The following is a 23,713-nucleotide window of genomic DNA, read 5'->3' on the forward strand; positions in this document are numbered from 1 at the left end:
AAGCCTCGTGCCAGCGACTCAACCCTATACGTATCAATGACTTGCAATCAGCCACTCGCCACCGCGCACTGCCTTGGTGCAGGCGGGAGAGCGGAACGGTGGCTACCGCCCCGTTTGGCGGCGATACGAATTAGGACGGGGGCCTGCGCGTACTTGTTCCCTATTTCTTCGCTTATCGCGAATGCGCCCACGCAAGCAGTCTAGGACACGCCCGCGCGCCTGCCCGGCGCCATCGGTAACCGCGCTTGTCAGGCCACAGGCCCCGAACTACGCTGCCTTGAGCACCTCCCGCCTCAAGGCCCGCCCCTCCGGCGTCCGCCGCCCAGGCTCCGCCCGCAGCTGCAACAGGAGTCGACCATGCCTTTCATCCGGACCACCCTCCCGGCCTTCGCCTGCGCCAGCCTGTTGCTCAGCGGCGCGCTGCAGGCCGCCGAACCCCTGAAGCAACTCGGCGAGGGCGAAGGCGCGCTCGACATCATTGCCTGGCCCGGCTACATCGAGCGCGGCGAAACCGACAAGGCCTACGACTGGGTCACCGCCTTCGAGAAGGACAGCGGCTGCAAGGTCAACGTGAAGACCGCCGCCACCTCCGACGAGATGGTCAGCCTGATGGCCAAGGGCGGCTACGACCTGGTCACCGCCTCGGGCGATGCCTCCCTGCGCCTGGTGGCGGGCAAGCGCGTGCAGCCGATCAACGTCGCGCTGATCCCCAACTGGAAGAACCTCGACGACCGGCTCAAGGACGCCCCCTGGCACAGCGTGGCCGGGCAGCACTTCGGCACGCCCTACCAGTGGGGGCCGAACGTGCTGATGTACAACACCCAGGTGTTCCCCAAGGCGCCAACCAGCTGGAAGGTGGTGTTCGAGGAAACCACCCTGCCCGACGGCAAGAGCAACAAGGGCCGCGTGCAGGCCTATGACGGCCCCATCTACATCGCCGACGCCGCCCTTTACCTGCGCACCACCCGGCCCGAACTGGGCATCGGCGACCCCTATGCGCTGAACGAAGAGCAGTACGCCGCCGTGATCGCCCTGCTGCGCGGCCAGCAGCCGCTGATCCACCGCTACTGGCACGACGCGACGGTGCAGATGAGCGACTTCAAGAACGAAGGCGTGGTCGCCTCGGGCTCCTGGCCCTATCAGGTCAACGCCCTGCGCGGCGACAAGCAGCCCATCGCCTCGACCATTCCCGTGGAAGGCTCCACCGGCTGGGCCGACACCACCATGTTGCACGCCGAGGCCAAGCACCCGACCTGCGCCTACAAATGGATGAACTGGTCCCTGGAGCCCAAGGTACAGGGCGATGTGGCCGCCTGGTTCGGCTCGGTGCCGGCAGTGCCCAAGGGCTGCAGCGGCAGCGAACTGCTCGGCGCCGGCGGCTGTGCCACCAACGGCTACGACCAGTTCGACAAGATCGCCTTCTGGAAAACGCCCCAGGCCAAGTGCGGCGACGGGCAGTGCGTGCCCTACAGCCGCTGGACCCAGGACTACATCGCGATCATGGGTGGGCGTTAGCGTTCACGCCCACAAGAGCGGCGGCGCTGCGCACCGCTTGGCGAATGAATTCGCCCCTACAGGGTCTGCGCCTGATGTAGGTCGGGTGCAACCCGACAATGGTGCGTAACGCTGCGGGTTTCACCCGCCCTACGCACTGGAGCGCGAAGCACTCGACGCCCTGCCGTAGGGTGGGCCGGGCGGCGCTCCGCTTCAGCCCACCGGAACCCAACGCTAGGCGCTCAGCGCGGGGGCCATGCGCAGGGGCTGATCCTGGAAGGCCAGGTCCAGCCAGCGGCGGTAGAACCCCTCCGCTACCCCGTGCAGCGCCTCCACCTTGGCCGGCAGGTCGGTGAGCATGCGGCCCTTGGGCTGCTGGCTGGGCTGGGTCTCGTCGAGCAGGTGGGCCCAGTCGGTCAGCCACAGCTGCACCAGCTCCTCGGTCATTTCCGGGTGGCCTTGCAGGGCCAGCACCTTGTCGCCCCAGGCGAAGCCCTGGTTCGGGCACCAGGGGCTGTCGAACAACCATTGGGCGCCGCTGGGCAGGTCGAAGGTGTCGCTGTGCCACTGGTAGACCGGGAACTGCATGGGCAGGTGCGCCACCCAGGGGTTGCCCACTGCCAGTGCGCGTTTCTCCAGGGGCTGCCAGCCGATCTCGGTGTAGGGCATGCGGTGCACCGCGGCACCCAGGGCCCGCGCCAGCAATTGGCCGCCGAGGCAGTGGCCGATGATGGGGATGTCCCGCGCGATGAAATGCCGCAGTGCTTCGATTTCTGCCTCGATCCAGGGCAGTGGGTCGTTCACGCTCATCGGCCCGCCCATCACTGCTACCGCTTTCGGGCGGTCGAGGTCGTAGCCCTGCAACTCGCCCTGGTCCACGCGCAGCACCGTGAATGCCCGCTGCTCCGCGTCCAGCAGGCTTGCGAGGTGGCCGGGCGGGCAGAAATCCGCGTGGGTAAGAATCAGGATATCGGTCATGTGAACCCTCCGTTTCCGCAGTCTGAGGCAAAGCCCGTGCCGAGGTCGAGTCAGGAAAATGTAAGTTTTCCGACTGCGGAAACGACACCGGCCAGCACATGGCTGGCCGGTGATTGCACAAGGGAACGGGAATTCAGCGCGCGGGCGCCGCCAATTCCTGGGTCACGCCCCATCCATCCAGGGTTCCGCCCAGTGGTACGACCAGCTCCTCCAGGTCGTGCTCGAAATCACCGATACCGGAATGGGTGGCATACATGACCTTGCTCACCTGCAGGTGCCAGGCCCCGTCGTCACGGGGGGAAACCTGGGCATTCAACCACTCGCCACTGAACTTTCGCGCCGCCATCCGGGCCCGGTCCTCGTCGGGGAAGATGGCGTAGAACTCGATGGGGTGCACACGGGCGAAATCGAAACCGCCCTCTTTCATGCGGCGCAGAACATTGCTGCTGACGTCATCGTGGAAGGTTGTGCTCATGGTTACGACCCCCTCTCTGGCGATTGATGAGTTTCGCTTGTAGACGGCCGAAGGATTCGGCCTCGCGACGCCCGGCGGCGCCGCCACGGGGCTGCCCCACGGACGCGGGACACGGCCCTGGCCAGGCCCGCGAAAGCGGGACCGGCCGCTGCTTCAGCTCACGCACAACGATCTACTGCATCAGAATGCAGGGTAGCGTCAGCTCGGCCGGTCTGCCCGCCGAAGGGCGAATTTTCCCGCCCCCGGCACGACGGGCGGCACGGGAATGGCGCCGGGCGAGCGCGCCATAGAACCTCACCCCGCGCCCGTTCGCCGGGCTTATCGCCAACCCGGCGTGCAGGGCCTCAGTGCACCCTATTCCCGGCTCAACCAGCCCATGATCAGCCGGCTGATCCAGGGCGGCGACACCTGCCCGGACCAGTACATCAGCTTGAACAGCGCACTGATGGGCCGGTGCACGGCGGCGCCGTGGGCCTGCTGCCAGGCCGCCGCGGCGATGTCCTCGGCCTTGAGGTTGACCCCCAGGCGGCGCAGGGTCGGTGGCTCGAAGCGCTGGCTCTCGACCATGGGCGTGCGCACGAAGGGCGGCATCAGGTCGCCGACACGGATGCCATGGCGGCGCCACTCCAGCTCCAGGCCCTCGGTGAAACCGCGCACGGCGAACTTGGAGGCGGAGTAGCTGGCCATGTGCGGCGTGCCGTAGAGCCCCGATGCCGAGCCCATGTTGATGACCTGGGCGTCGGCGGTGGCCTTGAGGTAGGGAAAGGCCGCGTGGGTCATCTGCACCAGGCCCAGCACGTTCACCGCGAGGATGCGCGCGTGCTCGGCCATGTCGATCGCCTCGAAGTGGCCGAAACGCAGCAACCCCGCGCAGTTGAACAGCAACCGCAGCTGGCCGTCGTGGCGACCGCAGAAGTCCGCCAGGGCGCCTTCGACGGCGGCCACGTCGGTGACGTCCAGGGCCTGGTACCAGAGCCCGCCCAGCTCGGCGGAGAGTTCCTCCAGGGGCTGCGGGGCGATGTCCAGCAGGCCCACCGTCCAGCCCTTCTCGTGGAACAGCCGCGCGGTGGCCCGGCCGATGCCGGAGGCGGCCCCGGTGATGAGGATGTTGTGCATTTCAGACCCCCTCGCCGCTACGGGCACGGATGAAGGCGAGGATGCTGGCCAGTGCCTGGTCGGCGGCCCGCAGCATACCGGCGTGGGCCTGGAACACGTGCCACAGGCCGGGGTAGCGCTCCAGGCGCACCGGCACCCCGGCGGCCCTCGCCGCCTCCGCCAGGCGCAGGCTGTCGTTGAGCAGCAACTCGTCCTCGCCCACCTGCACCAGGATCGGCGGCAGGCCGGCCAGGTCGGCGTAGATCGGTGACAGGCCGGGGTCGCGGCGGTCCAGCCCCGCCGGGGCGTAGAGGCTGATGGCCTGCTCCATCCACAGCGGGTTGAGCAGCGGATCGCCCGCCGGCGGCTGGTGCATCTGCTCGCCACTGAAATCGGTGACCGGCGACAGCAGCACCAGCCCTGCCGGCTGCGGTAGCCCCTGGCGCGCCAGCTCCAGGGCGGTGATCAGGCTGAGGTTGCCCCCGGCGGAATCACCCCCGATGAAGATGCGCTCGCTGGCGTAGCCCTGGGCCAGCAGCGCGCGATAGGCGGCCACGCCGTCCTGGCGGGCGGCCGGGAACGGGTGCTCGGGCGCCAGGCGATAGTCCAGCGCGCAGACGGCCAACCCGCCCCGCCGCGCCAGGGTGGCGGTGATGGCGCGATGAGTGGAGGCGGCGCCGATGAGGAAGGCGCCGCCGTGCAGGTAGAGCAGCACGCTGCCGTTGTCCTGCGCCGGGCGGTGCCATTCGCAGTGCACGCCGCCGAGGCTGTCGCGGCTGCGGGTGACACCGCGCATCGACACGGGCGTGGCCGTGAGCGCGCGGATCACCGCCCGCTGCCCGGCGATGGGCATCGGCGGGCGCACCAGGCCGCGGAACAGCACCCGCAAGCCCCCGCGCAGCACCGCACGCAGCAGCGGCTGGCCGGCATCGGGGGCGGTGAAGTCAACGGACGCATTCATAGTGGTCGAGCTCCGGTTGGCGGGTCTGTTGGCGGTAAGTCAGGGTGAAGCCGGGCCAGTTGTTGGTGTTGTGGCCATCGGCGGTCTTGTACCAGCTGTTGCAGCCGCGCTCCCACACGGTATGGCGCACGGCGTGCTGCAGCTTGTCGTTGAAGCGGCGCTGCACCTCGGGCTTGAGGTCCATGTAGCGCAGGCCGTCGCGCTTCAGTGCGCGCAGGCAGCCGAGCACGTAGGCGAACTGGCTCTCCAGCATGTAGAGGATGGAGTTGTGCCCCAGGTTGGTGTTCGGCCCATAGAGGATGAACAGGTTGGGGAAGCCGCTGACGCTGATGCCCAGATAGGCTTCGGCGCCCTCGCGCCAGGCCTCGTTGAGGTCGCGCCTACCAAGCCCCCGGATGCTCATGGGGGCGAGGAAGTCGGTGGCGGCGAAACCGGTGCCGTAGATGATCGCGTCGACTTCGCGCTCGCGGCCATCGGCGGTGAGCACGCCACGCTCGCTGACGCCGGTGATGGCCTGCTCCACCAGCTCGACGTTGTCCCGCGACAGGGCCGGGTAGAAGTCGTTGGAGATGAGGATGCGCTTGCAGCCCAGCGGGTAGTCCGGCTGCAGGCGCCGACGCAGCTCAGGGTCACGGATGCTGCGCGCCAGGTGCAGGTGAAAGCCCAGGCGCATCACCTTCATCAGCGGCGGGAAGACGGTGAAGGCCAGGGCGCGCGCCTCGTGCTGGATGTACTTGAGCAGCCGGTCGACCTTCTGCAGCGCCGGCAGGCGCTTCATCAGCGCCAGCTCCCAGGGGCGGTAGGCGCGGTCGGGCTTGGCGATCACATAGGCGGCCGAGCGCTGGAACAGGTGCAGCTGCGCCACCTTGCGGGCGATCTGCGGCACGAACTGGATGGCGCTGGCACCGGTGCCGATCACCGCCACGCGCTTGCCGGCCAGGTCGTAGTCATGGTTCCAGCGCGCCGAGTGGAACACCTCGCCGGTGAAGTTCTCGATGCCGGGCAGGCGCGGCACCGCCGGGCGGTTCAACTGGCCGCAGGCACTGACCAGGGCCTGGGCGCTGAAGTGCTCGCCCGCCGTGGTCTCCACCCGCCACAGCGCGGCCGCCTCATCGAAACGCGCCCCGGCCACTTCGGTGCCGAAGCGGATGCGCCGACGCAGGCCGTGGCGCTCGGCGCACTGCTGCTGGTAGGCGTGGATCTCCGCCTGGGGTGCGAACTTGCGCGACCAGTCGAGCTTGGGCTCGAAGGAGAAGGAGTAGAGGTGCGAAGGCACGTCGCAGGCCGCGCCGGGGTAGGTGTTGTCGCGCCAGGTACCGCCCAGGTCGTCGGCCTTTTCGAGGATGAGGAAATCCTCGATGCCGCATTGCTGCAGGCGGATGGCCAGGCCGAGGCCGCCGAAACCTGCCCCGATGATCAGCACGCGCAGAGGCGCCGGGTGCTGGGGATTGTTGTTCATTGTTATCTCCCATGTTCGCCGCAACCGCCGGGGACCAGGCCAGCCAGCGTGCGGATGAACGGATGCTAATGCGCGGCGGCGCACGCTGTTTATGGCATCATCGGACAGCGAATTGTGCTTTTCGGACAGAAGCCCCCGTTCAACCGCCCAGGACCGCGACCACCATGCACCACACCGCCCACTGGCCACCCCGCCGCAGCGCCATCAGCGTGCAGTTGCTCACCCAGTTCGGCCTCGACCACGGCCTGTCCGTGGAACGCTGCCTGGCCGGCACCGGCCTGGACTGGAACGCCCTGGCCGACCCCGGCGCCGAGGTCAACGCCGACCAGGAGCTGGCCCTGGTGCGCAACATCGTCCAGGCGCTGGGGCACATCCCCGGCATCGGCCTCAAGGCCGGCCGCCGCTACCACCTCAGCACCTATGGCATCTGGGGCTTCGCCCTGCTCAGCAGCCCCACCTACCGCAGCGCCGCCGAACTGGGCCTGCGCTACCTGGACCTGACCTACGCCTTCCACAGCATGCGCTTGGAAGAACACGACGATGAAGCGCACCTGGTGCTCGAAGGGCGCGGCCTGCCCGAGGACCTGCGCGGCTTCCTGCTGGAGCGCGACATTTCCGGCGCCCTCAGCGTGCAGCGCGACCTGAACAACGCCGACCTGCCGCTGACCCGCGTCAGCCTGGCCCTGCCCGAGCCGGCCGACCCCACGCCCTACCGCGAGCTGCTGGGGGTGACGCCGAGCTTCGCCGCAGCGGAGAACCGCATGGTCTTCGCCCGCGCCCTGCTCGACCTGCCGCTGCCTGGCGCCAACCCCCAGGTGGCGCAGCAGTGCGAGGCCCAGTGCAAGGCACTGCTGGCCCGCCGCCGGGTGCGTGCCGGGCTCGCCGGGCGCATCCGCGATCGCCTGCTATCGCAGCCCGGCCAGGTGCCGGACATGGAGCGCATCGCCACCGAACTGCACATGACCTCGCGCACCCTGCGCCGCCGCCTGGACGCCGAGGGCACCTCCTTCCGCCAGCTGCAGGAAGAGGTGCGCAATGCCCTGGCCGAGGAACTGCTGGCCGCCGATGGCATCCGACTGGAAGAGATCGCCGAACGCCTCGGCTATGGCGAGCTGTCCAACTTCATCCATGCTTTCAAGCGCTGGAAGGGCATCACGCCCGGCCAGTACCGCAGCCAACTCCAGCCCCGGAACGCCTTTTCATGAGATACGCCCTCGCCCTGCCCCTGCTGCTCGCCGCCGGCCCGCTGTTGGCCCAGACCCTGGAAACTCCCGGCTACCGCATCGAGATCATCGACCAGTGCGAGGAAGGCACGGTCGGCTGCGACAACGTGCTCTACCGCGGCACCAGCAAGAAGAGCGGCAACACCCTGGAACTCAAGGGCCGCCAGTTGATGCGCCTGTGCGCCGACGGCGTCACCCCCTGCCACTCCCTGGGCTACGAGTTCAACAACGGCGATACCCGCTACTTCGTCGGCGAGGACGGCCACCTGAGCGTGACCCGGGGCGAGCGCACCCTGGTGGACCAGCAAGGGGAGTGGCGTTGATGGGCCAGGCCGACGACTACGCCGTGGTACCCGCCGAGCCGCGCCACCTGGCAGCCCTGGCCGAGATCGAACGCGCCGCCGCCAGCCTGTTCCCGGAGGGCGTCATTCCCGAGCTGCTGCGGGAGGCCACCGTGCCCCAGGCGCTGCTGGCCCAGGGGCAGGCCGAAGGCCGCCTGTGGGTGGCCCAGGACAGCGGCGGCATGGCCGTGGGCTTCGCCCTGGTGGAGGTGCTCGGCGGCATCGCGCTGCTGGCGGAACTGGACGTGCTGCCCGCCCTGGGCCGTCGCGGCATCGGCCGCCGCCTGATCGCCGCCGCCCGCGACTGGGCCGAGGCACGCGGCCACGAAGCGCTGTACCTGACCACCTTCGCCGACATCCCCTGGAACGCCCCCTACTACGCCCGGCTTGGCTTCCGCCCGCTGGAGGAAGCCGAGCTGCACGACGAGCTGATCCGCCGTCTCAGGGAGGAAGAAGCCTTCGGCCTCGCCAACCGCGTGGCCATGCAGCTGTGCCTCGGCCCGGTGATCCCCGCCCCGTAGGATGGTGTAGAGCGCAGCGAAACCCATCGGTCCCAGCCCTACCCCACACCCACGTCATCAGCCCCCCAGCATGGGTTTCGCCAAGCTCTACCCATCCTACGTACCCCGAACACCACGCCCGCCCGCAGGATGGCGTACAGCGCAGCGAAACCCATCGTTCCCAGCCCTATCCCACACCCAAGTCATCAGCCACCACAGCATGGGTTTCGCCAAGCTCTACCCATCCTACGTACCCCGCACGCCACGCCCGTCCGCAGGATGGCGTAGAGCGCAGTGAAACCCATCGATCCAAGGCCCAAGCCCGCACCAGCGCCACCGGTACAGTCCGGGAGCCCCTCCCACGACCCGCCCTGCGGTCATTGCGTTTCCGCCAGAGCGGGGCTTGGCTGATATCAGGACGCCGCAACATTTTGTGACATCGGCAGTCAATCCAATGGACAGGCCCGGCCCGCTTCCGCTCGAGGACGCGGGCCGGAACTCATTCCAGAACGAGTGCCACGCCCCATGAGCAGTACGACCGAACACCTCGAGAGCCCCCATCCGCACTACAGCTTCGAAGAACGCCGCAAACGCGTGTTCGCCATAGTCGGCGCCTCTTCCGGCAACCTGGTGGAATGGTTCGACTTCTACGTCTACGCCTTCTGCTCCATCTATTTCGCCCCGGCCTTCTTCCCCTCCGACGACCCGACCGTGCAGTTGCTGAACACCGCCGGCGTGTTCGCCGCCGGCTTCCTCATGCGCCCCATCGGCGGCTGGCTGTTCGGTCGCGTGGCCGACAAGTACGGGCGCAAGGTCTCGATGATGATCTCGGTGCTGATGATGTGCGCCGGCTCCCTGGCCATCGCCTTCATGCCCACCTACGCCAGCATCGGCGCTCTGGCCCCGGCGCTGCTGCTGGTGGCGCGTTTGTTCCAGGGGCTGTCGGTGGGTGGCGAGTACGGCACCACGGCCACCTACATGAGCGAGGTGGCGCTGAAGGGCCAGCGCGGTTTCTTCGCCTCCTTCCAGTACGTGACCCTGATCGGCGGCCAACTGCTGGCGGTGCTGGTGGTGGTGATCCTGCAGCAGTTGCTGAGCGAGGACGAGCTGCGCGCCTGGGGCTGGCGCATTCCCTTCGTGATCGGCGCGGCGACGGCGGTGATCGCCTTCTACCTGCGTCGCTCGCTGAACGAAACCGCACGCGAGGACCAGCTGCACAATGAGGAGTCCGGCAGCCTGGGCCACCTGTTCCGCCATCACAAGCGTGCCTTCGTCACCGTGCTCGGCTACACCGCCGGCGGCTCGCTGATCTTCTACACCTTCACCACCTACATGCAGAAATACCTGGTCAACAGCGCCGGCATGACCACCAAGACCGCCAGTGCCGTGATGACCTGCGCGCTGTTCGTCTACATGCTCATGCAACCGCTGTTCGGCGCCCTCTCCGACCGCATCGGCCGGCGCACCTCGATGCTCTGGTTCGGCGCCCTCGGTGCGCTGTGCACCTGGCCCATCCTCACCGCACTCAAGGGCGTGCAGAGCCCCTATATCGCCTTCGCGCTGATCATCCTCGCCCTGGCCATCGTCAGCCTCTACACCTCCATCAGCGGGCTGGTGAAGGCCGAGATGTTCCCGCCGGAAGTCCGCGCCCTGGGCGTTGGCCTGGCCTACGCGGTGGCTAACGCCATCTTCGGCGGCTCGGCGGAATACGCGGCCCTGGGGCTGAAGTCCATCGGCATGGAGGAAACCTTCTACTGGTACGTCTCGGTGATGATGGTGGTGGCCTTCCTCTTCAGCCTGCGGCTGCCGAAACAGGCGAGCTACCTGCACCACGATCTGTAGGGGCCCCATCGTGGGAGATTCTATGTCAACCAGCCGTAGCGTCCCGGTGTCGGTACGGCTGTTGGCTGGTCATCAGGGCAAAGGCGATTCTGGCCAGTTTCCGGGCGAGGATCGTTAGGGCCTCGGTCTTCTTCAAACCCCGCTGTAAATAAGCTTGATAGCGTTCTTTCCAGGCCGCTGTGCGACTGGCGGCCATAGCGGCGTTATGCAGCAGCCGTCGTATCTCCGGATCCCCCTGCTTGGTCAGCTTGCGCCGGCCGATGTAGCGCCCCGATTCCCTGACCCGGACATCCAGCCCGAGAAAGGCGATGAACGCATCGCTACTGCGGAAGGTGCCCCGCAGGAAGGCCAGGTTCAGCGCAGCAGCGGTGATCGGGCCAACCCCTTCGATCTCCTGGCAACGTTGTGCCTGCGCGCTCAAGCCGGCCTCTTTCAGCGTGGATTGCAGCGCCCTGTTGAGTGTCCGCTCCAGGTCTTTCATCTGCTGCAGGACGGGCTTCAATGCTTCCGCCAGTTGGCGATCCTGGGCGAAGCTCAGGCGCAGAGCCGTCGTTACTCGCACCAGGGTGGCGCGACGGTGCAACAGGGCCTGCAGCTTGCGGTACAGGCGGCTCGGCGGCGCCCAGGGGTGCAACTGCTTCTGTTCATGGGCCAGGTAGCGGGCCAGCAGGCGGGCATCGCTCAGGTCGTTCTTGACCCGGCCACCGATGCCTTTGCGGTAGTTGCTCAGGCGGTAACCATCGATCACGTAGACCCTGTGGCCACGTTTGTGCGCCAGCGTGGCGACGGCAACGTGGTAGGTGTTGGTGGCTTCGATGGCCAGGCTGCAACCTGCAGGCAGGCTCTTGAGCCAGGTGGCGATAGCGTGCGGCTCATTGATGAGCTCGCTGGCCTGCTCCAGATCTGCTCGATACAGACTCAGACTGTCTTTGGCGACATCGATACCGATTACGGTGCTCTGCATTGTCATGACGAACTCCCAGGGCCAAGATGGAATGACCTGTCGGGGGCTCACGATGGCGCAGGCTTGCAGATATGGTCGGTCTCGGGGGCGGACCTGAGCCGATGGATTCCTTATCGGCGCTTGCAGTGAGGTGAGGGGCGGGAGAAATCTCCCACGGTCTGGCTTGCAGAAGCGATTTCGCTCCCTCCGCCCCCCGACAGGTTCCACCCTAGGACATACAAGCGAATTCATTCGCGAATGGGCACCATGCCACGGCCTTCGCGGTTGAAACCGCTCCCACGGAAGAAGCCCCCAGCCCGTAGGTCGGGTGCAACCCGACATTGTCCGTGCACCTGGATCGCGGGTTTCACCCGCCCTACGACTGCCCACATCAGGGCAACGCCGTTGCTCGTGGGCGAATGAATTCGCCCCTACAGGTTGTGTGCTGCAACCGCGTCCTTCGCGAGCTCATTTCGTGGTTGAAACCGCTCCCACAGGAATGGTCTTCTGGCCCATCGGGCGGGCACAAAAAAAAGGCCCCTTACGGGGCCTTTTGCATGGCACTCGGCTCAGTCGTTGCTCGGCTTGCCGATGGCTTGCAGCACGTACTGCGGCAGGGCGAAGGCGCCGAGGTGGATCTCGGGGTTGTAGTAGCGGGTGACGATGCCGCTGCCGGCGAAGCGCTGGCGCAGGGTGTCCAGGGAGACCTTGCGCGACGCGGGGTTGGTGGCGCCCCAGGCGAAGGTCATGGAGCCACCAATGTAGGTGGGCACGGCCGCCTGGTAGAAGTGCCAGTCGGCGAACAGGCCGTTCATGCGGCCGGCGGTGGTCTGCACCTCGCCCAGTTGCATGAAGGGCGTGCCGTTCTGGGTGACCAGGATGCCGCCGTCATTCAGGCAGCGGCGGCAGGCCTGGTAGAAGTTCTCGGAGAACAGCACCTCGCCCGGCCCGATCGGGTCGGTGGAGTCGGAGATGATCACGTCGAACTTCTCCTCGGTGCTGGCGACGAAGCGCATGCCGTCGTCGATCACCAGGTTCAGCCGCGGGTCTTCATAGGCGCCCTTGGAGTGGTTGGGCAGGAACTCCTTGCACATCTCCACCACCGTGCCGTCGATCTCCACCATGGTGATGCTCTCGACGCCCTTGTGCTTGCGCACTTCGCGCAGCATGCCGCCATCGCCACCGCCGATGATCAGCACGCGACGCGCAGCGCCGTGGGCGAGGATGGGTACGTGGGTGAGCATCTCGTGGTAGATGAATTCATCCGCCTCGGTGGTCTGGATCACGCCGTCCAGGGCCATGACGCGGCCCATGCGCGGGTTCTCGAAGATCACCAGGTGCTGGTGCTCGGTGCGCACTTCGTGGAGCAGCTTGTCCATGCGAAAACGCTGGCCGTAGCCTTCGTAGAGAGTTTCCTGGTAGTCGCTCATGAGGGGTCTCCCGTGATGGCTGCAGGTGGGCGGGCGGCGAGCCGGGCCCGTCCCGAAGAAAAGGCGCGCATTCTACGATGGCCCGGGTTACAGGTCGAACCGTGAAGGCCAGGAATTCGATGGTCAGTTTCCGAGAGACAGCCGTCACGACCAGCGGTATCGTCGCGCCATGAACGCATCCCTCCCCGCCGCCACCGGCCTGCACCTGCCCTACATCGAACCCTGGAGCTGGGAGCAGTTCCTGCGCCACTTCGCCCTGCGCCGCCTACCCGGCGTCGAACGCATCGACGCCGCCAGCTACTGCCGCAGCTTCCGCCTCGGCGAGCTGCACGGCTGGTTCCGCGTGCGCCCCGGCGCCGGGCACCTCGCCCTGGAACTGAGCCCCTCGTGCATCGGCCGCGAGGCGGAACTGGTGGCGCGGGTGCGGCAGATGTTCGACCTCGACAGCGACCCCGTGGCCATCGCCCGGCACCTGCGCGGCGACCCGCAACTGCAACCCCTGCTGGAGCGCTACCCGGGCCTGCGCCTGCCGGTGGCCTTCGACCCCTTCGAGCAGGGCGTGCGCACCATCATTGGCCAGCAGGTGACGGTGAAGGCCGCGGTGACCATCGCCGGGCGCCTGGTGGAACGCCTCGGCGAGCCCCTGGCGGACTCCCCCGATGACGGCCCGCTGCGCCTGTTCCCCACCGCCCGCGCCATCGCCGATGACCCGCTGCCGGGTATCGGCATGCCCGGCAAACGCGTGGAAACCCTGCGCCGCTTCGCCGACGCGGTGGCCTCCGGCGCTCTGGAACTCTCGGTGGCCGAGGGCGTCGAAGCCCTCATCGCACGGCTCTGCGCCCTGCCCGGCATCGGCCCCTGGACCGCCGAATACATCGCCCTGCGTGCCTTCGGCCAGCCGGATGCCTTCCCCACCGCCGACCTGGGCCTGCTCAAGTCACCCTTCTGGGGGGAAACCGGCATCAGCGCCAAGGCCCTGGCCAGCCGCGCCGAGCACTGGCGGCCGTGGCGCGCCTACGCCGCCGTCTACCTCTGGCACAGCTACGCATCGGAGAATTGATCCATGTACTTCCGCTATCAGGACAGCCCCATAGGCCCGCTGCTGCTGGCCGGCGACGAGGCCGGGCTGCGCCTGCTGCACATGGAGACCGAACAGTCCACGGTGCTGGATGCGCTCTGGCAGCCCGCCACCCGCCAGTTGGACAAGGCCTGCCGCCAGTTGGACGAGTACTTCGCCGGCAAGCGCAAGCGCTTCGACCTGCAGCTGGCGCCCCAGGGCACCGAATTCCAGCGGGCCGCCTGGCAGGCGCTGCTGGAGATCCCCTACGGCCAGACCATCAGCTACGCCACCCAGGCCCTGCGCATCGGCCGGCCCAAGGCGGTGCGCGCCATCGGCCTGGCCAACGGCGCCAACCCCATCGCGGTGATCATCCCCTGCCACCGGGTCATCGGCCGCGACGGCAGCCTCACCGGCTTCGGTGGCGGGCTGGAGCGCAAGGCCATCCTGTTGCGCCTGGAAGGCGCGGCGGTGCAGCCGGTGCAGGACCAGCTGCAGCTGATCTAGCGCGCCTAGTGCGGTGCGGGGATGCGCGCCAGGACCCGGGCCGGCTCGGTCAGGGGCAGCGCAACGATCAGGGCTTCATCCGGTGCCGCCGCCGTTCCCGTCAACGCCGCCATGTTCACTCCGTGGGTCACCAGCACCAGCGGCAGGCCGCGCGGCAGTGCGTTGATGGCCTGACGCATGCGCTGGATGGCGGCGGTATCACCCTCGAAGTAATCCAGCTCGGCCATGGGTTGCGAGGCGCCCATGTGCAGTTCCAGGGCGGTGTCCTGGGTGCGGCACCAGCGCCCGGTGAAGAGGCGCGGCGCCTCGATCCAGTGGCTGCGCAGCAACTGGCCCCATTGCTGGGCCTGGTAGCGCCCGCCACCATCAAGGTTACGCTGGGTGGTGCAATCGCCGAGGCGGAAGCTGTCCGGGTCGCCCGCGCCCGGTGCGCTGGCGTGATGCATGAGAAACACCGCCTGGCCACTGCGCAAGGCAGCCCAGGCGGCGTCTTCAGAAGCGTGAACGGGCAGCGCCAGGCAGGCGCCGAGCAGCAGCCAGGCGCCGCAGCGCCGGCTCATATCCTCACATTGCCACGGGGCCCGGCGATGGCCCAGATGATCAGGCCGATCACCGGCAGCAGCACGATCAGCAGGATCCACAACACCTTCATGCCGATTTCGACATTGCTTTTGATGACGTTGAGGATGGCCCAGATATCCAGGGCGAGGATGATCAGCCCGGCGAGGCTGTTGAGGATCGAACCCATGGCGATGCTCCTTATTGCGGGGGTTGTGAGTGCAGGATAGGTGAGCCTGGATCAACGGTGCAGGCGACGCGGCCCCATCCAGGCCCAGTTGAACAGCCCGAGCAGCGGGAACAGCAGCAACAATGCGGTCCAGAGGACCTTCTGCTCGCGCCGCGCGCCGCTGCCCAGCACGTTGAACAGGGCCCAGGCGGTGAGCAGCAGGTACAGCGTGCCCAGCGTGGCGTAGAGGGTCATCGCGTGTTGGCTCATGGCGGGCTCCGGCAGGGTGGCTCTCCAGTGTTAGGACACGGGCGCCGGCCAGGGTTCCCGTCGCCGATCACGCGAGGCACGGCGGATGGCCTACAATTCGCGCCTTTCCCGAGAATTCAGGACGCACGCGTGCTCAAGGCCTTGCGCTTTCATCTCAATCAGCTCGCCTGGCTGGCCCTGGTCACCCTGGTGCTTGGCCAGTTCGGCCGCCTGCACTGGGGCCTGGAGCTGCTCAGTCACTTCATGCCGATCCAGGCCCTGGTGATGCTGGTCGGCGCTGCCGTGCAACCGCGCAATGCCTCGTCGCTGCTGTTCGCCCTGTGCGGGCTGGGTGCCCTGGCCTGGTCGCTGACGCCGCTGCCCACCGAGCCCCTGGCGACCGATGCGCCCACGCGGCGCTTCCTCGCCTTCAACCTGAAGCTGGACAACGGGGATGCCACCGCCGATGCCCGCTGGCTGGCGGAACAGAAGGCGGACCTGATCTTCGTCAGCGAGGCCACGCCCGCCTGGTCGGAGCAACTGGCCGCGCTGCGCCCCTTCGAGGCCTGCGCCCGCTACAGCGATTCGCCCTTCGGCCTGGCGCTGTTCTCGCGCCTGCCGCTGAAGCGCTGCCAGGTGCTGGAACTCAGCGGCCCTGCCGCCGGCTACCCCTACCTGCGTGCCGAACTGGAAGACGGCACGGTGGTCTTCGGCCTGCATCCACCGCCGCCGCTGGGTACGCAACTGGCGCTGGCCCGTGACGAATCACTGCGGCAACTGGCGGAGCGCATCGCCGCCGAAGGGCCGGAGGTGGTGGTGCTGGGGGATCTCAATGTCACGGCCTATTCACCGCGCCTGCGGGACTTTCTCGACAACGCCGGGCTGCGCCTGACCAGCCCGCGCATCCGCCCCACCTGGTGGCCGGGCATGCTCGGGCTGGATCACATCCTGGTACGCGGCGAACGGCCGGTGCGCGCGGTGGGCACCCTGCCCTGGCGCGGCTCGGATCACCGCGCGGTGTGGCTGGACCAGTAAGGCCCGGCAGGGCTCAGGCGCGCGCCGGGTCGATCACCGCGAAGCTGGCCACGGTGGGGTGGCTGCCCAGCTCGCCGCCCTCGCGGGCCAGGCCGATGGTGGGCATGCCGGCCTGCTGGGCGGCGTCCAGTTCCTGCACCACATCGGAGAGGAAGAGGATGTCGCCGGCGGGAAGGCCGATGGCGTCGGCGATGCGCCCATAGGACGCCGCCTCGCGCTTGGGCCCGGAGGTGGTGTCGAAGTAACCGGAGAACAGCGGCGTCAGGTCGCCCGCCTCGGAGCAGCCGAAGATCAGCTTCTGCGCCTGGATCGAACCGGAGGAATAGACGTACAGCGCGTAGCCGTCCTGCTTCCAGCGCTTCAGCGCCTCCACCGCGTCCGGGTAGACGTGGCCCTTGAGCTGGCCGGCGGCGTAGCCCTGCTCCCAGACCATGCCTTGCAGCGCCTTGAGCGGCGTGGCCTTGCGGTCTTCGGCGATCCAGCCGAGGAGGATCTCCACCACCCGTTGCACATCGGCGTCCGCCTCGCCGCTCTCCGCACGCACCGCCTGCAGCTGCTCGGCGACATCCGCCCGTTCCGCGTGGGCCAACACGAACTCCGGCAGGTGGCGGGCGGCATAGGGGAAGAGCACGTCGAAGACGAAGCTGACGGCGCTGGTGGTGCCTTCGATATCGGTGAGAATGGCTTTGATGGGCATGCAGGCTCCGGTGTTCCGATGTTCAGTGGACCCCACCCTTTCAAGTGCCCCCGCAGAACAAAGGCGATCAGGTCGCGGCTCTATGCGTCGGGGGAACGTAGGGTGGGCGTAGGGTGGGCTTCAGCCCACCGATGGGGTTTGCACGCTCAATCCTCCAACCGCGGGAACCGGCTGGCGATCTCCTCGCCGGTGAACTGCGCCACCCAGCCCTCGGGGTTGTTGAACAGGCGGATGGCGACGAAGTGCGGCTCCTCGCCCATGTCGAACCAATGGCGGGTACCGGCGGGCACCGAGATCAGGTCGTTCTTCTCGCAGAGCACGGCATAGACGTAGTCGTCGATGTGCAGGGTGAACAGGCCGCGCCCGGCGACGAAGAAACGCACTTCGTCTTCGGCATGGCGGTGCTCGTCGAGGAACTTGGCGCGCAGCTCGGCCTTCTGCGGGTGGCTGCGGTCGAGGCTGACCACGTCGACGGTGACGTAGCCGCGCTCCTTCATCAGCGCATCGATCTGCGGGCGGTAGGCGGCGATCACCTCCTCCTGCGGGGCACCGGCGGTGATCGGCGCGCTGGCCTGCCAGCGCTCGAAGCGCACGCCGACATCGGCGAGGGTGCTGGCGATGTCGTCGACATGGGTCAGTACCTTGTTCGGTACGTCGGGGCTGGTCTCGTGGTAGACGGTAAGGCTGCTCATCTGGCTACTCCTGGCGCCGCACTCCCGCTCTGGGGCGGGTCGGGCGAACGCGCTATCGGTCATGCACCTTCGGCGGAAGGAAGCGTCAGGGTCGGGTGATGGCGCGAACCTTCAGCTCGCACTCGAAAAGAAACTCGAAGGCTTCCACCTGGCGCAGCGCATCGCTCATGCGCGGCCCCCAGGTATAGAGGCCGTGGCCACGGATCAGGTAGCCCACGCAATCGGGGTGTTCGTCCAGCCAGGGCTGCACCTTGGCGGCGAGGCGGGCGATGTCCTGGTCATTGTCGAAGATCGGCACCAGCACCTGGGATTCGTGGGTGGCGATGCCGCTGAAGGCCTTCTGCAGCTCGTAGTCGGCGAACACCAGGGAGTCGGCCAGGGTCATGCGCGAGAGCACGGTGGCGTTCACCGAGTGGGTGTGCAGCACGGCGCCGATCTCCGGCTTCCAGCGGTACAGCTGGGTGTGCAGCAGGGTTTCGGCGGAGGGCTTCTTGCCCGGCTCCAGACTGTTGCCGTCGAGGTCGGTGGCGAGGACGTCGTCCAGGCCCAGTTCGCCCTTGTGCTTGCCGGAAACGGTCAGCAACGCCTGGTCGGCGGACAGCCGCGTGGAGTAGTTGCTGCTGGTGGCCGGCGACCAGCCGCGGCCATACAGGAAGCGGCCGGCATCGATGATCTGCTGGGCGAGTTGTTGGCGGTTCATGCCCGCTCCTCTTTCAATTGAGTGGCAATGATAACGGCTGCGGCCATGGCTGCCAGGCTGGCGATGACGAAGGTCCAGGAGGCGCCCAGGCTGGTCCAGCTGTAGCCCGAGTACAGGGCTCCGAGCGCGCCGCCGGTGCCGGCGAGTGCCGCGTAGAGCGCCTGGCCCTGGCCTTGCTGCTGCGGGCCGAACTGGCGTTGCACGAAATGGATGGCCGCCGCATGGAAGCTGCCGAAGGTCGCCGCATGGAGCACTTGGGCGAACAGCAGCACCGCGAGGTTGTCGGCGAAATGGCCCAGCAGCAGCCAGCGCAACGCCGCGAGCAGGAAGCTCGCAGCCAGCACTTGGCGCACCGAGAACCGCGCGAGGATGCGCGCCATCACCAGGAACATCAAGACCTCGGCCACCACACCCAGCGCCCAGAGCTGGCCGATGAAGCCGCGCGGGTAGCCGAGGGCCTCCAGGTAGATGGTCTGGAAGGTGTAGTAGGGCCCGTGGGACAGCTGCATCAGCCCCACGCACAGGTAGAAGGCCAGCACGCCCGGCTGGCGCAGCTGGGCGATGAAGCCGCCCTGCTCCAGGCCGTTGTCGCGGGCCAGCGGCGTGGCGTTGGGCACCCACCAGCTGCTGGCGACGATGCCGGCCATGATGATCACCAGCGCCAGCGGGTAGACGTCCAGGCTGAACACCTCGAAGGCCTTGCCCAGACCGACCACGGTGAGGATGAAGCCGATGGAGCCCCACAGGCGGATCTGGCTGTAGCGCGCCGCCTGCTCCCGCAGGTGCGCCAGGGTGATCACCTCGAACTGCGGCAGCACCGCGTGCCAGAAGAAGGCGTGCAGGGCCATGATCATCGCCAGCCAGGCGTAGCTCTTGTCGATGAAGATCAGGGCGAAGGTGCAAAGGGTGCAGAGCGCGCCGAAGCGCACGATGGCCAGGCGCCGACCGCTGCGATCACCCAGCCAGCCCCAGAGGTTGGGAGCCACGCAGCGCATCAGCATGGGGATGGCCACCAGCTCGCCGATGCGCGCCGGGGAGAAGCCCAGGTGGGCGAAGTACAGCCCGAGGAAGGGCGCCGTGGCGCCCAGCAGGGCGAAGTAGAACAGGTAGAAACCGGACAGCCGCCAATAAGGCAGCGCGCTGCCCGTCACAGCTGGCCGAGCACCGGGGTGGCGACCTGCACGCCGGCGTTCTGGCCGCGATGGCGCAGCAGGTGGTCCATCAGCACGATGGCCATCATGGCTTCGGCGATGGGCGTGGCGCGGATGCCGACGCAGGGGTCGTGGCGGCCCTTGGTGATCACGTCCACCGGGTTGCCATCGACATCGATGGAGCGGCCCGGGGTGGTGATGCTGGAGGTGGGCTTGAGCGCCAGGTGGGCGACGATCGGCTGGCCCGAGGAAATGCCGCCGAGGATGCCGCCGGCGTTGTTGCTGAGGAAGCCTTCCGGGGTCAGCTCGTCGCGGTGCTCGGTGCCGCGCTGGGCGACGCTGGCGAAACCGGCGCCGATCTCCACGCCCTTCACCGCGTTGATGCTCATCAGCGCATGGGCCAGTTCGGCGTCCAGGCGGTCGAAGATCGGCTCGCCCAGGCCCGGCATCACGCCTTCGGCGACCACGGTGATCTTGGCGCCGACGGAATCCTGGTCACGGCGCAGCTGGTCCATGTAGGCCTCCAGCTCCGGCACCTTGTCCGGGTCGGGGCTGAAGAAGGCGTTCTGCTCCACCGAATCCCAGGTCTTGAAGGGGATCTCGATCGGGCCGAGCTGGCTCATGTAGCCGCGCACGCTGATGCCCAGGGTGGCCAGGTACTTCTTGGCGATGGCGCCGGCGGCGACGCGCATGGCGGTCTCGCGCGCCGAGGAACGGCCGCCGCCACGGTAGTCACGGATGCCGTACTTGTGGTGGTAGGTGTAGTCGGCGTGGGCCGGGCGGAACAGGTCCTTGATCGCCGAGTAGTCCTTGGACTTCTGGTCGGTGTTGCGGATCAGCAGGCCGATGGAGCAGCCGGTGGTGCGGCCCTCGAAGACGCCGGAGAGGATTTCCACCTCGTCGGCTTCCTGGCGCTGGGTGGTGTGGCGGCTGGTGCCCGGCTTGCGGCGATCGAGGTCACGTTGCAGGTCGTCCAGGGAAAGCTCCAGCCCCGGCGGGCAGCCGTCGACGATGGCGACCAGCGCCGGGCCGTGGCTTTCGCCAGCCGTGGTGACGGTGAACAGCTTGCCGTAGGTGTTGCCGGACATGCACAGTGCTCCGCTTAAATTGGGCCTCGAAGAAAGGCCGAGGAGTATACCTGCGGCGCCCGGCCAGTTCACCCACGAACCTTGCGCCGGCGCCGGCGTCCAAGCCACATCGCCGTACCTGGAACCCTTCATGCCACGCCTCCGCCCCCTGCTCGCCCTCCTCTTCCTGACCCTCTCCGGCACCGCCCTGGCCGCCCCCTGGACCATCCTCCAGCGCCCCATCGAGCTGGAGACCGCCACCGGCACGCTGCACGGCACCCTGCTGCGGCCCAAGACCGACGCGCCGGTGCCGGTGGCGCTGCTGCTGGCCGGCTCCGGCCCCACCGACCGCAACGGCAACAACCCCATGGGCGGGCGCAACGACAGCCTGAAGAAACTCGCCGAGCTGCTGGCACGCAACGGCATCGCCAGCGTGCGCTACGACAAGCGCGGCATCGCCGCGAGCCAGGCCGCCGGCCCCGACGAGCGGCAACTGAGCGTCGACCTTTATGTGGCCGATGCGGTGGCCTGGGGCCATGAGCTGAAGGCCGACCCACGCTTCTCGCGGCTGGTGCTGATCGGCCACAGCGAGGGCGCCTTGATCGCCAGCCTGGCCGCGCCGGGTGCCGGGGCCGACGCGCTGGTGTCCATCGCCGGCAGCGCCCGCCCCATCGACCAGTTGCTGCGTGAACAGCTGCAACAGCGTTTGCCACCGCCGCTGATGGCCCGCAGCGACGAAATCCTCGCTAGCCTCAAGGCCGGGTATCAGGTGCTGCGCGTGCCCAAGCCGCTGCTGGTGCTCTACCGCCCCAGCGTGCAGCCCTACCTCATCTCGCTGTTCGCCAAGGACCCGGCCGCCGCCTTCACCGCCGTAAAGGTGCCGGCGCTGATCGTCCAGGGCAGCCACGACATCCAGGTGAGCGTGGGCGACGCCCGCGCCCTGCAGGCGATCCGCCCGGATGCCGAGCTGGCGATCATCCCTGGCATGAACCACATCCTGCGCATCACCCAGACGGATGCCCACGACCCGCTCGCCACCTATAATTCCCCGGGCCTGCCCCTGGCCCGCGAGCTCGGTGAGCGCCTGGTCGCCTTCATCGAGCGTCTGCCCTCCAGCGACGGCAAAAGCAGCCGATAAGGGACAGGTCAGCGCGCCGCCATGGGGCCCGCTGCGCCCAGCCACAGGATTGCGCTCGATGACCGAAGACGAAACCGAACAGACGGAAACCGCCGAACCCATAGCCCAGCCACACCCGTGGACGGACCTGGAGCCGGAGCGTTTCCAGCTGCTGCGCCTGGCCCCGCTGCCCACCGACAGGCAGACCGGCGCGCGGCCGTTGCGCTTCGTTCAGTTCGGCGAGGTGGAACGCCACAGCGCCGACCAGAGCGTGCTGCACCTGAGCCTGCACCTGCCCGGCCAGCGGGTGCGCAAGGAGCAGAACCTGTTCGAGGTCTGGGCCGACCACCGCAGCAAGGAGGTGCGCTTCGGCGCCGACAGCGGCCTGCAACTGGAGCCGCAGAGCCGTGGCCTGGGCCGCTTCCTGCTGGCACGCGGCATCGGCTGGGCCCGGCGCCACTGGCCGCACTACAAGGTCGAAGGCGGCGCCCTGGCGGCCAAGGACGCGGTGGCCGAAGAATTCCGCCTGCGCCGCGATCACTTCCTCAAGGCCCAGGGGTTCGAGGTCACCTACCTCGACGCCCTGCAGCTCAAGGCCGAATACCGTGCCGGGCGCGTCAGCGAGCTGCACGAGGACTGGAACAAGGAAAAGGTGCAGGTCGTCGACATGCTCGACGCCGCCGCCATGCTCCAGCAGGCCGACCACAACCTGCACCAGCAGGAGATCGAGATCCGCAAGCTGCAGGATCGGGTCAACGCCTTCCAGCGCGAGGACAGCGGCCTGCGCTTCACCATCGCCTGCCTGGTGGTGTTCGCGGTGTTCCAGGCCGGGCTGCTGATCTGGATCGCCACCCACTGAGCCTGCGCGTTACCCACGCACGCAATGCGAGGCAGGGCCTGTAGGTCGGGTGCAACCCGACACGCGGGTTTCACCCGCCCTACGTCCCCCCAAAATGCCCAGGCATGAAAAAGCCCGTCGCCTGGCGGGGACGGGCTTTCGGACTTGCCGTGGCTCAGCCGTTCAGGCGCGAGCGGAACAGCGCCTGGTGCTCGCGGCACTGGCTGGCACTGAGCAGGAACACGCCGTGGCCGCCATGGGCGAACTCCAGCCAGGTGAAATCCACTTCCGGATAAAGCGCCTCGACGTGCACCTGGCTGTTGCCCACTTCGATGATCAGCGTGCCGCGCTCGGTGAGGTGGTCGGCGGCCTCGGCCAGCATCCGGCGCACCAGATCCAGCCCGTCGTCGCCGCAGGCCAGGCCCATGGCCGGCTCGTGCTGGAACTCCTCGGGCATGTCGGCGAAGTCTTCGGCGTCCACATAGGGCGGGTTGGACAGGATCAGGTCGAAACGCTGGTTCGGCAGCCCCTCGAAACCGTCGCCCTGGACGGTGAAGACGCGGTCTTCCAGGTCATGCCGCTCGATGTTCAGGTTGGCGACTTCCAGCGCATCGAAGGACAGGTCGGCCAGCACCACTTCGGCATTGGGGAAGGCATGGGCCGCGGCGATACCGATGCAGCCGGAACCGGTGCACAGGTCGAGGATGCGCGCGGGCTCGGCGGCCAGCCAGGGTTCGAAACTCTGCTGGATCAGCTCGGCGATGGGGGAACGCGGCACCAGCACGCGCTCGTCCACCACGAAGGGCATGCCGCAGAACCAGGCCTCGCCCAGCAGATACGCCACCGGCACGCGCTCGAGAATGCGGCGGCGCAGCAGCGCCTGGACGTGGGCGCGCTCGTCGCCTTCCAGGCGGCAATCGAGGTAGCTGTCGGCCACTTCATAAGGCAGGTGCAGCGCGCCCAGCACCAGCTGGCGCGCTTCGTCCCAGGCGTTGTCGGTGCCATGACCGAAGAACAGGTTTTCCGCATGGAAACGGCTGACCGCCCAGCGGATGTGATCACGCAGGGTGCGCAAACGGGACTCGGACACGAAGACGACCTCAGAAAACTCGGGTGGGTGATTCTACACCCGTCG

The 23,713-nt window shown here is 67.8% G+C and carries 26 protein-coding genes; 10 read left to right on the plus strand and 16 right to left on the minus strand.

What is annotated here, in order from left to right:
- The first annotated feature begins 357 nt into the window (after nucleotides 1-357).
- Complete coding sequence (ydcS, locus tag ACXI0U_RS13290; RefSeq protein ID WP_316926258.1) at nucleotides 358-1,515, plus strand: putative ABC transporter substrate-binding protein YdcS; 1,158 nt, start codon at nucleotides 358-360, stop codon at nucleotides 1,513-1,515.
- A gap of 213 nt (nucleotides 1,516-1,728) precedes the next feature.
- Here ydcS and ACXI0U_RS13295 read toward each other — a convergent pair whose 3' ends face one another.
- The 5 genes from ACXI0U_RS13295 to ACXI0U_RS13315 all read right to left on the minus strand — a co-directional run bounded on the left by ACXI0U_RS13295 (nucleotide 1,729) and on the right by ACXI0U_RS13315 (nucleotide 6,462).
- Nucleotides 1,729-2,472, minus strand: a complete 744-nt coding sequence (locus tag ACXI0U_RS13295) for a type 1 glutamine amidotransferase (protein WP_431482181.1) — start codon at nucleotides 2,470-2,472, stop codon at nucleotides 1,729-1,731.
- 133 nt (nucleotides 2,473-2,605) lie between these two features.
- Complete coding sequence (locus ACXI0U_RS13300; RefSeq protein ID WP_021222644.1) at nucleotides 2,606-2,947, minus strand: ribonuclease E inhibitor RraB; 342 nt, start codon at nucleotides 2,945-2,947, stop codon at nucleotides 2,606-2,608.
- Nucleotides 2,948-3,301: 354 nt separating this feature from the next.
- Nucleotides 3,302-4,063 carry an SDR family oxidoreductase gene (locus ACXI0U_RS13305; RefSeq protein WP_374980474.1) on the minus strand — a complete coding sequence of 254 codons (762 nt, stop codon included), beginning with the start codon at nucleotides 4,061-4,063 and terminating at the stop codon, nucleotides 3,302-3,304.
- Between the two features lies 1 nt (nucleotide 4,064).
- Nucleotides 4,065-5,003: an alpha/beta hydrolase gene (locus ACXI0U_RS13310; protein ID WP_374980473.1), complete on the minus strand. Its 939-nt coding sequence runs from the start codon at nucleotides 5,001-5,003 to the stop codon at nucleotides 4,065-4,067.
- Nucleotides 4,987-6,462, minus strand: coding sequence for a flavin-containing monooxygenase (locus tag ACXI0U_RS13315; RefSeq protein ID WP_479550382.1), 1,476 nt, complete (start codon nucleotides 6,460-6,462; stop codon nucleotides 4,987-4,989). The genes ACXI0U_RS13310 and ACXI0U_RS13315 overlap by 17 nt, the downstream gene beginning before the upstream one ends.
- Before the next feature lie 164 nt (nucleotides 6,463-6,626).
- Between ACXI0U_RS13315 and ACXI0U_RS13320 the strand changes: the two genes are divergently transcribed.
- The 4 genes from ACXI0U_RS13320 to ACXI0U_RS13335 all read left to right on the plus strand — a co-directional run bounded on the left by ACXI0U_RS13320 (nucleotide 6,627) and on the right by ACXI0U_RS13335 (nucleotide 10,368).
- Complete coding sequence (locus ACXI0U_RS13320) at nucleotides 6,627-7,667, plus strand: AraC family transcriptional regulator (RefSeq protein WP_431482183.1); 1,041 nt, start codon at nucleotides 6,627-6,629, stop codon at nucleotides 7,665-7,667.
- Entirely contained in the window at nucleotides 7,664-8,008 is a 345-nt protein-coding gene (locus ACXI0U_RS13325; RefSeq protein WP_431482184.1) for a hypothetical protein, read from the plus strand. Before ACXI0U_RS13320 ends, ACXI0U_RS13325 begins: the two co-directional genes overlap by 4 nt.
- Nucleotides 8,008-8,547, plus strand: coding sequence for a GNAT family N-acetyltransferase (locus ACXI0U_RS13330; RefSeq protein ID WP_316926265.1), 540 nt, complete (start codon nucleotides 8,008-8,010; stop codon nucleotides 8,545-8,547). The genes ACXI0U_RS13325 and ACXI0U_RS13330 overlap by 1 nt, the downstream gene beginning before the upstream one ends.
- A gap of 504 nt (nucleotides 8,548-9,051) precedes the next feature.
- A complete protein-coding gene (locus ACXI0U_RS13335) occupies nucleotides 9,052-10,368 on the plus strand; it encodes an MFS family transporter (protein ID WP_479550383.1) in 1,317 nt (438 codons plus the stop codon).
- Between the two features lie 25 nt (nucleotides 10,369-10,393).
- Here ACXI0U_RS13335 and ACXI0U_RS13340 read toward each other — a convergent pair whose 3' ends face one another.
- Nucleotides 10,394-11,338: an IS110 family transposase gene (locus tag ACXI0U_RS13340; RefSeq protein WP_431482168.1), complete on the minus strand. Its 945-nt coding sequence runs from the start codon at nucleotides 11,336-11,338 to the stop codon at nucleotides 10,394-10,396.
- A 542-nt stretch (nucleotides 11,339-11,880) separates the two neighbouring features.
- The gene (gene speE, locus ACXI0U_RS13345; protein ID WP_021222652.1) at nucleotides 11,881-12,741 is read right to left on the minus strand and encodes a polyamine aminopropyltransferase; all 861 of its coding nucleotides are present in this window, start codon (nucleotides 12,739-12,741) and stop codon (nucleotides 11,881-11,883) included.
- A gap of 169 nt (nucleotides 12,742-12,910) precedes the next feature.
- Between speE and ACXI0U_RS13350 the strand changes: the two genes are divergently transcribed.
- On the plus strand, nucleotides 12,911-13,801 hold the full coding sequence (locus ACXI0U_RS13350; RefSeq protein ID WP_184490891.1) for a DNA-3-methyladenine glycosylase family protein: 891 nt from the start codon (nucleotides 12,911-12,913) through the stop codon (nucleotides 13,799-13,801).
- A gap of 3 nt (nucleotides 13,802-13,804) precedes the next feature.
- Nucleotides 13,805-14,305 (plus strand): methylated-DNA--[protein]-cysteine S-methyltransferase, encoded by a 501-nt coding sequence (locus ACXI0U_RS13355; RefSeq protein WP_316927377.1) that lies wholly within the window; start codon nucleotides 13,805-13,807, stop codon nucleotides 14,303-14,305.
- A gap of 5 nt (nucleotides 14,306-14,310) precedes the next feature.
- On the opposite strand, the gene ACXI0U_RS13360 is transcribed toward ACXI0U_RS13355, so the two are convergent.
- The 3 genes from ACXI0U_RS13360 to ACXI0U_RS13370 are packed head-to-tail and all read right to left on the minus strand — an operon-like array spanning nucleotide 14,311 to nucleotide 15,302.
- On the minus strand, nucleotides 14,311-14,865 hold the full coding sequence (locus ACXI0U_RS13360; RefSeq protein WP_431482186.1) for a histidine phosphatase family protein: 555 nt from the start codon (nucleotides 14,863-14,865) through the stop codon (nucleotides 14,311-14,313).
- Complete coding sequence (locus ACXI0U_RS13365; RefSeq protein ID WP_043244146.1) at nucleotides 14,862-15,053, minus strand: PLDc N-terminal domain-containing protein; 192 nt, start codon at nucleotides 15,051-15,053, stop codon at nucleotides 14,862-14,864. The genes ACXI0U_RS13360 and ACXI0U_RS13365 overlap by 4 nt, the downstream gene beginning before the upstream one ends.
- Before the next feature lie 51 nt (nucleotides 15,054-15,104).
- Nucleotides 15,105-15,302 carry a PLDc N-terminal domain-containing protein gene (locus ACXI0U_RS13370; RefSeq protein ID WP_431482187.1) on the minus strand — a complete coding sequence of 66 codons (198 nt, stop codon included), beginning with the start codon at nucleotides 15,300-15,302 and terminating at the stop codon, nucleotides 15,105-15,107.
- A gap of 129 nt (nucleotides 15,303-15,431) precedes the next feature.
- Here ACXI0U_RS13370 and ACXI0U_RS13375 point away from each other — a divergent pair, with 129 nt between their 5' ends.
- Entirely contained in the window at nucleotides 15,432-16,316 is an 885-nt protein-coding gene (locus tag ACXI0U_RS13375; protein ID WP_043244145.1) for an endonuclease/exonuclease/phosphatase family protein, read from the plus strand.
- A gap of 13 nt (nucleotides 16,317-16,329) precedes the next feature.
- On the opposite strand, the gene mtnC is transcribed toward ACXI0U_RS13375, so the two are convergent.
- The 5 genes from mtnC to aroC form a co-directional block, all read right to left on the minus strand.
- On the minus strand, nucleotides 16,330-17,013 hold the full coding sequence (mtnC, locus tag ACXI0U_RS13380; protein WP_043244144.1) for an acireductone synthase: 684 nt from the start codon (nucleotides 17,011-17,013) through the stop codon (nucleotides 16,330-16,332).
- A 146-nt stretch (nucleotides 17,014-17,159) separates the two neighbouring features.
- Nucleotides 17,160-17,705, minus strand: a complete 546-nt coding sequence (locus ACXI0U_RS13385) for a 1,2-dihydroxy-3-keto-5-methylthiopentene dioxygenase (protein WP_021222660.1) — start codon at nucleotides 17,703-17,705, stop codon at nucleotides 17,160-17,162.
- Nucleotides 17,706-17,790: 85 nt separating this feature from the next.
- Nucleotides 17,791-18,405: a methylthioribulose 1-phosphate dehydratase gene (locus ACXI0U_RS13390; RefSeq protein WP_184490881.1), complete on the minus strand. Its 615-nt coding sequence runs from the start codon at nucleotides 18,403-18,405 to the stop codon at nucleotides 17,791-17,793.
- Nucleotides 18,402-19,556: an MFS transporter gene (locus ACXI0U_RS13395; protein ID WP_431482188.1), complete on the minus strand. Its 1,155-nt coding sequence runs from the start codon at nucleotides 19,554-19,556 to the stop codon at nucleotides 18,402-18,404. Before ACXI0U_RS13395 ends, ACXI0U_RS13390 begins: the two co-directional genes overlap by 4 nt.
- A complete protein-coding gene (gene aroC, locus ACXI0U_RS13400; protein WP_021222663.1) occupies nucleotides 19,553-20,644 on the minus strand; it encodes a chorismate synthase in 1,092 nt (363 codons plus the stop codon). Before aroC ends, ACXI0U_RS13395 begins: the two co-directional genes overlap by 4 nt.
- A 130-nt stretch (nucleotides 20,645-20,774) precedes the next feature.
- Here aroC and ACXI0U_RS13405 point away from each other — a divergent pair, with 130 nt between their 5' ends.
- Together ACXI0U_RS13405 and ACXI0U_RS13410 are read left to right on the plus strand one after the other, a co-directional pair.
- Nucleotides 20,775-21,761, plus strand: a complete 987-nt coding sequence (locus tag ACXI0U_RS13405; protein ID WP_431482189.1) for an alpha/beta hydrolase — start codon at nucleotides 20,775-20,777, stop codon at nucleotides 21,759-21,761.
- 58 nt (nucleotides 21,762-21,819) lie between these two features.
- Entirely contained in the window at nucleotides 21,820-22,599 is a 780-nt protein-coding gene (locus ACXI0U_RS13410) for a hypothetical protein (RefSeq protein WP_431482190.1), read from the plus strand.
- Nucleotides 22,600-22,753: 154 nt separating this feature from the next.
- Here ACXI0U_RS13410 and prmB read toward each other — a convergent pair whose 3' ends face one another.
- On the minus strand, nucleotides 22,754-23,668 hold the full coding sequence (gene prmB / locus ACXI0U_RS13415; protein ID WP_431482191.1) for a 50S ribosomal protein L3 N(5)-glutamine methyltransferase: 915 nt from the start codon (nucleotides 23,666-23,668) through the stop codon (nucleotides 22,754-22,756).
- Between the last annotated feature and the right edge of the window lie 45 nt (nucleotides 23,669-23,713).

The sequence above is a fragment of the Pseudomonas sp. C9D1 genome (assembly GCF_056491235.1).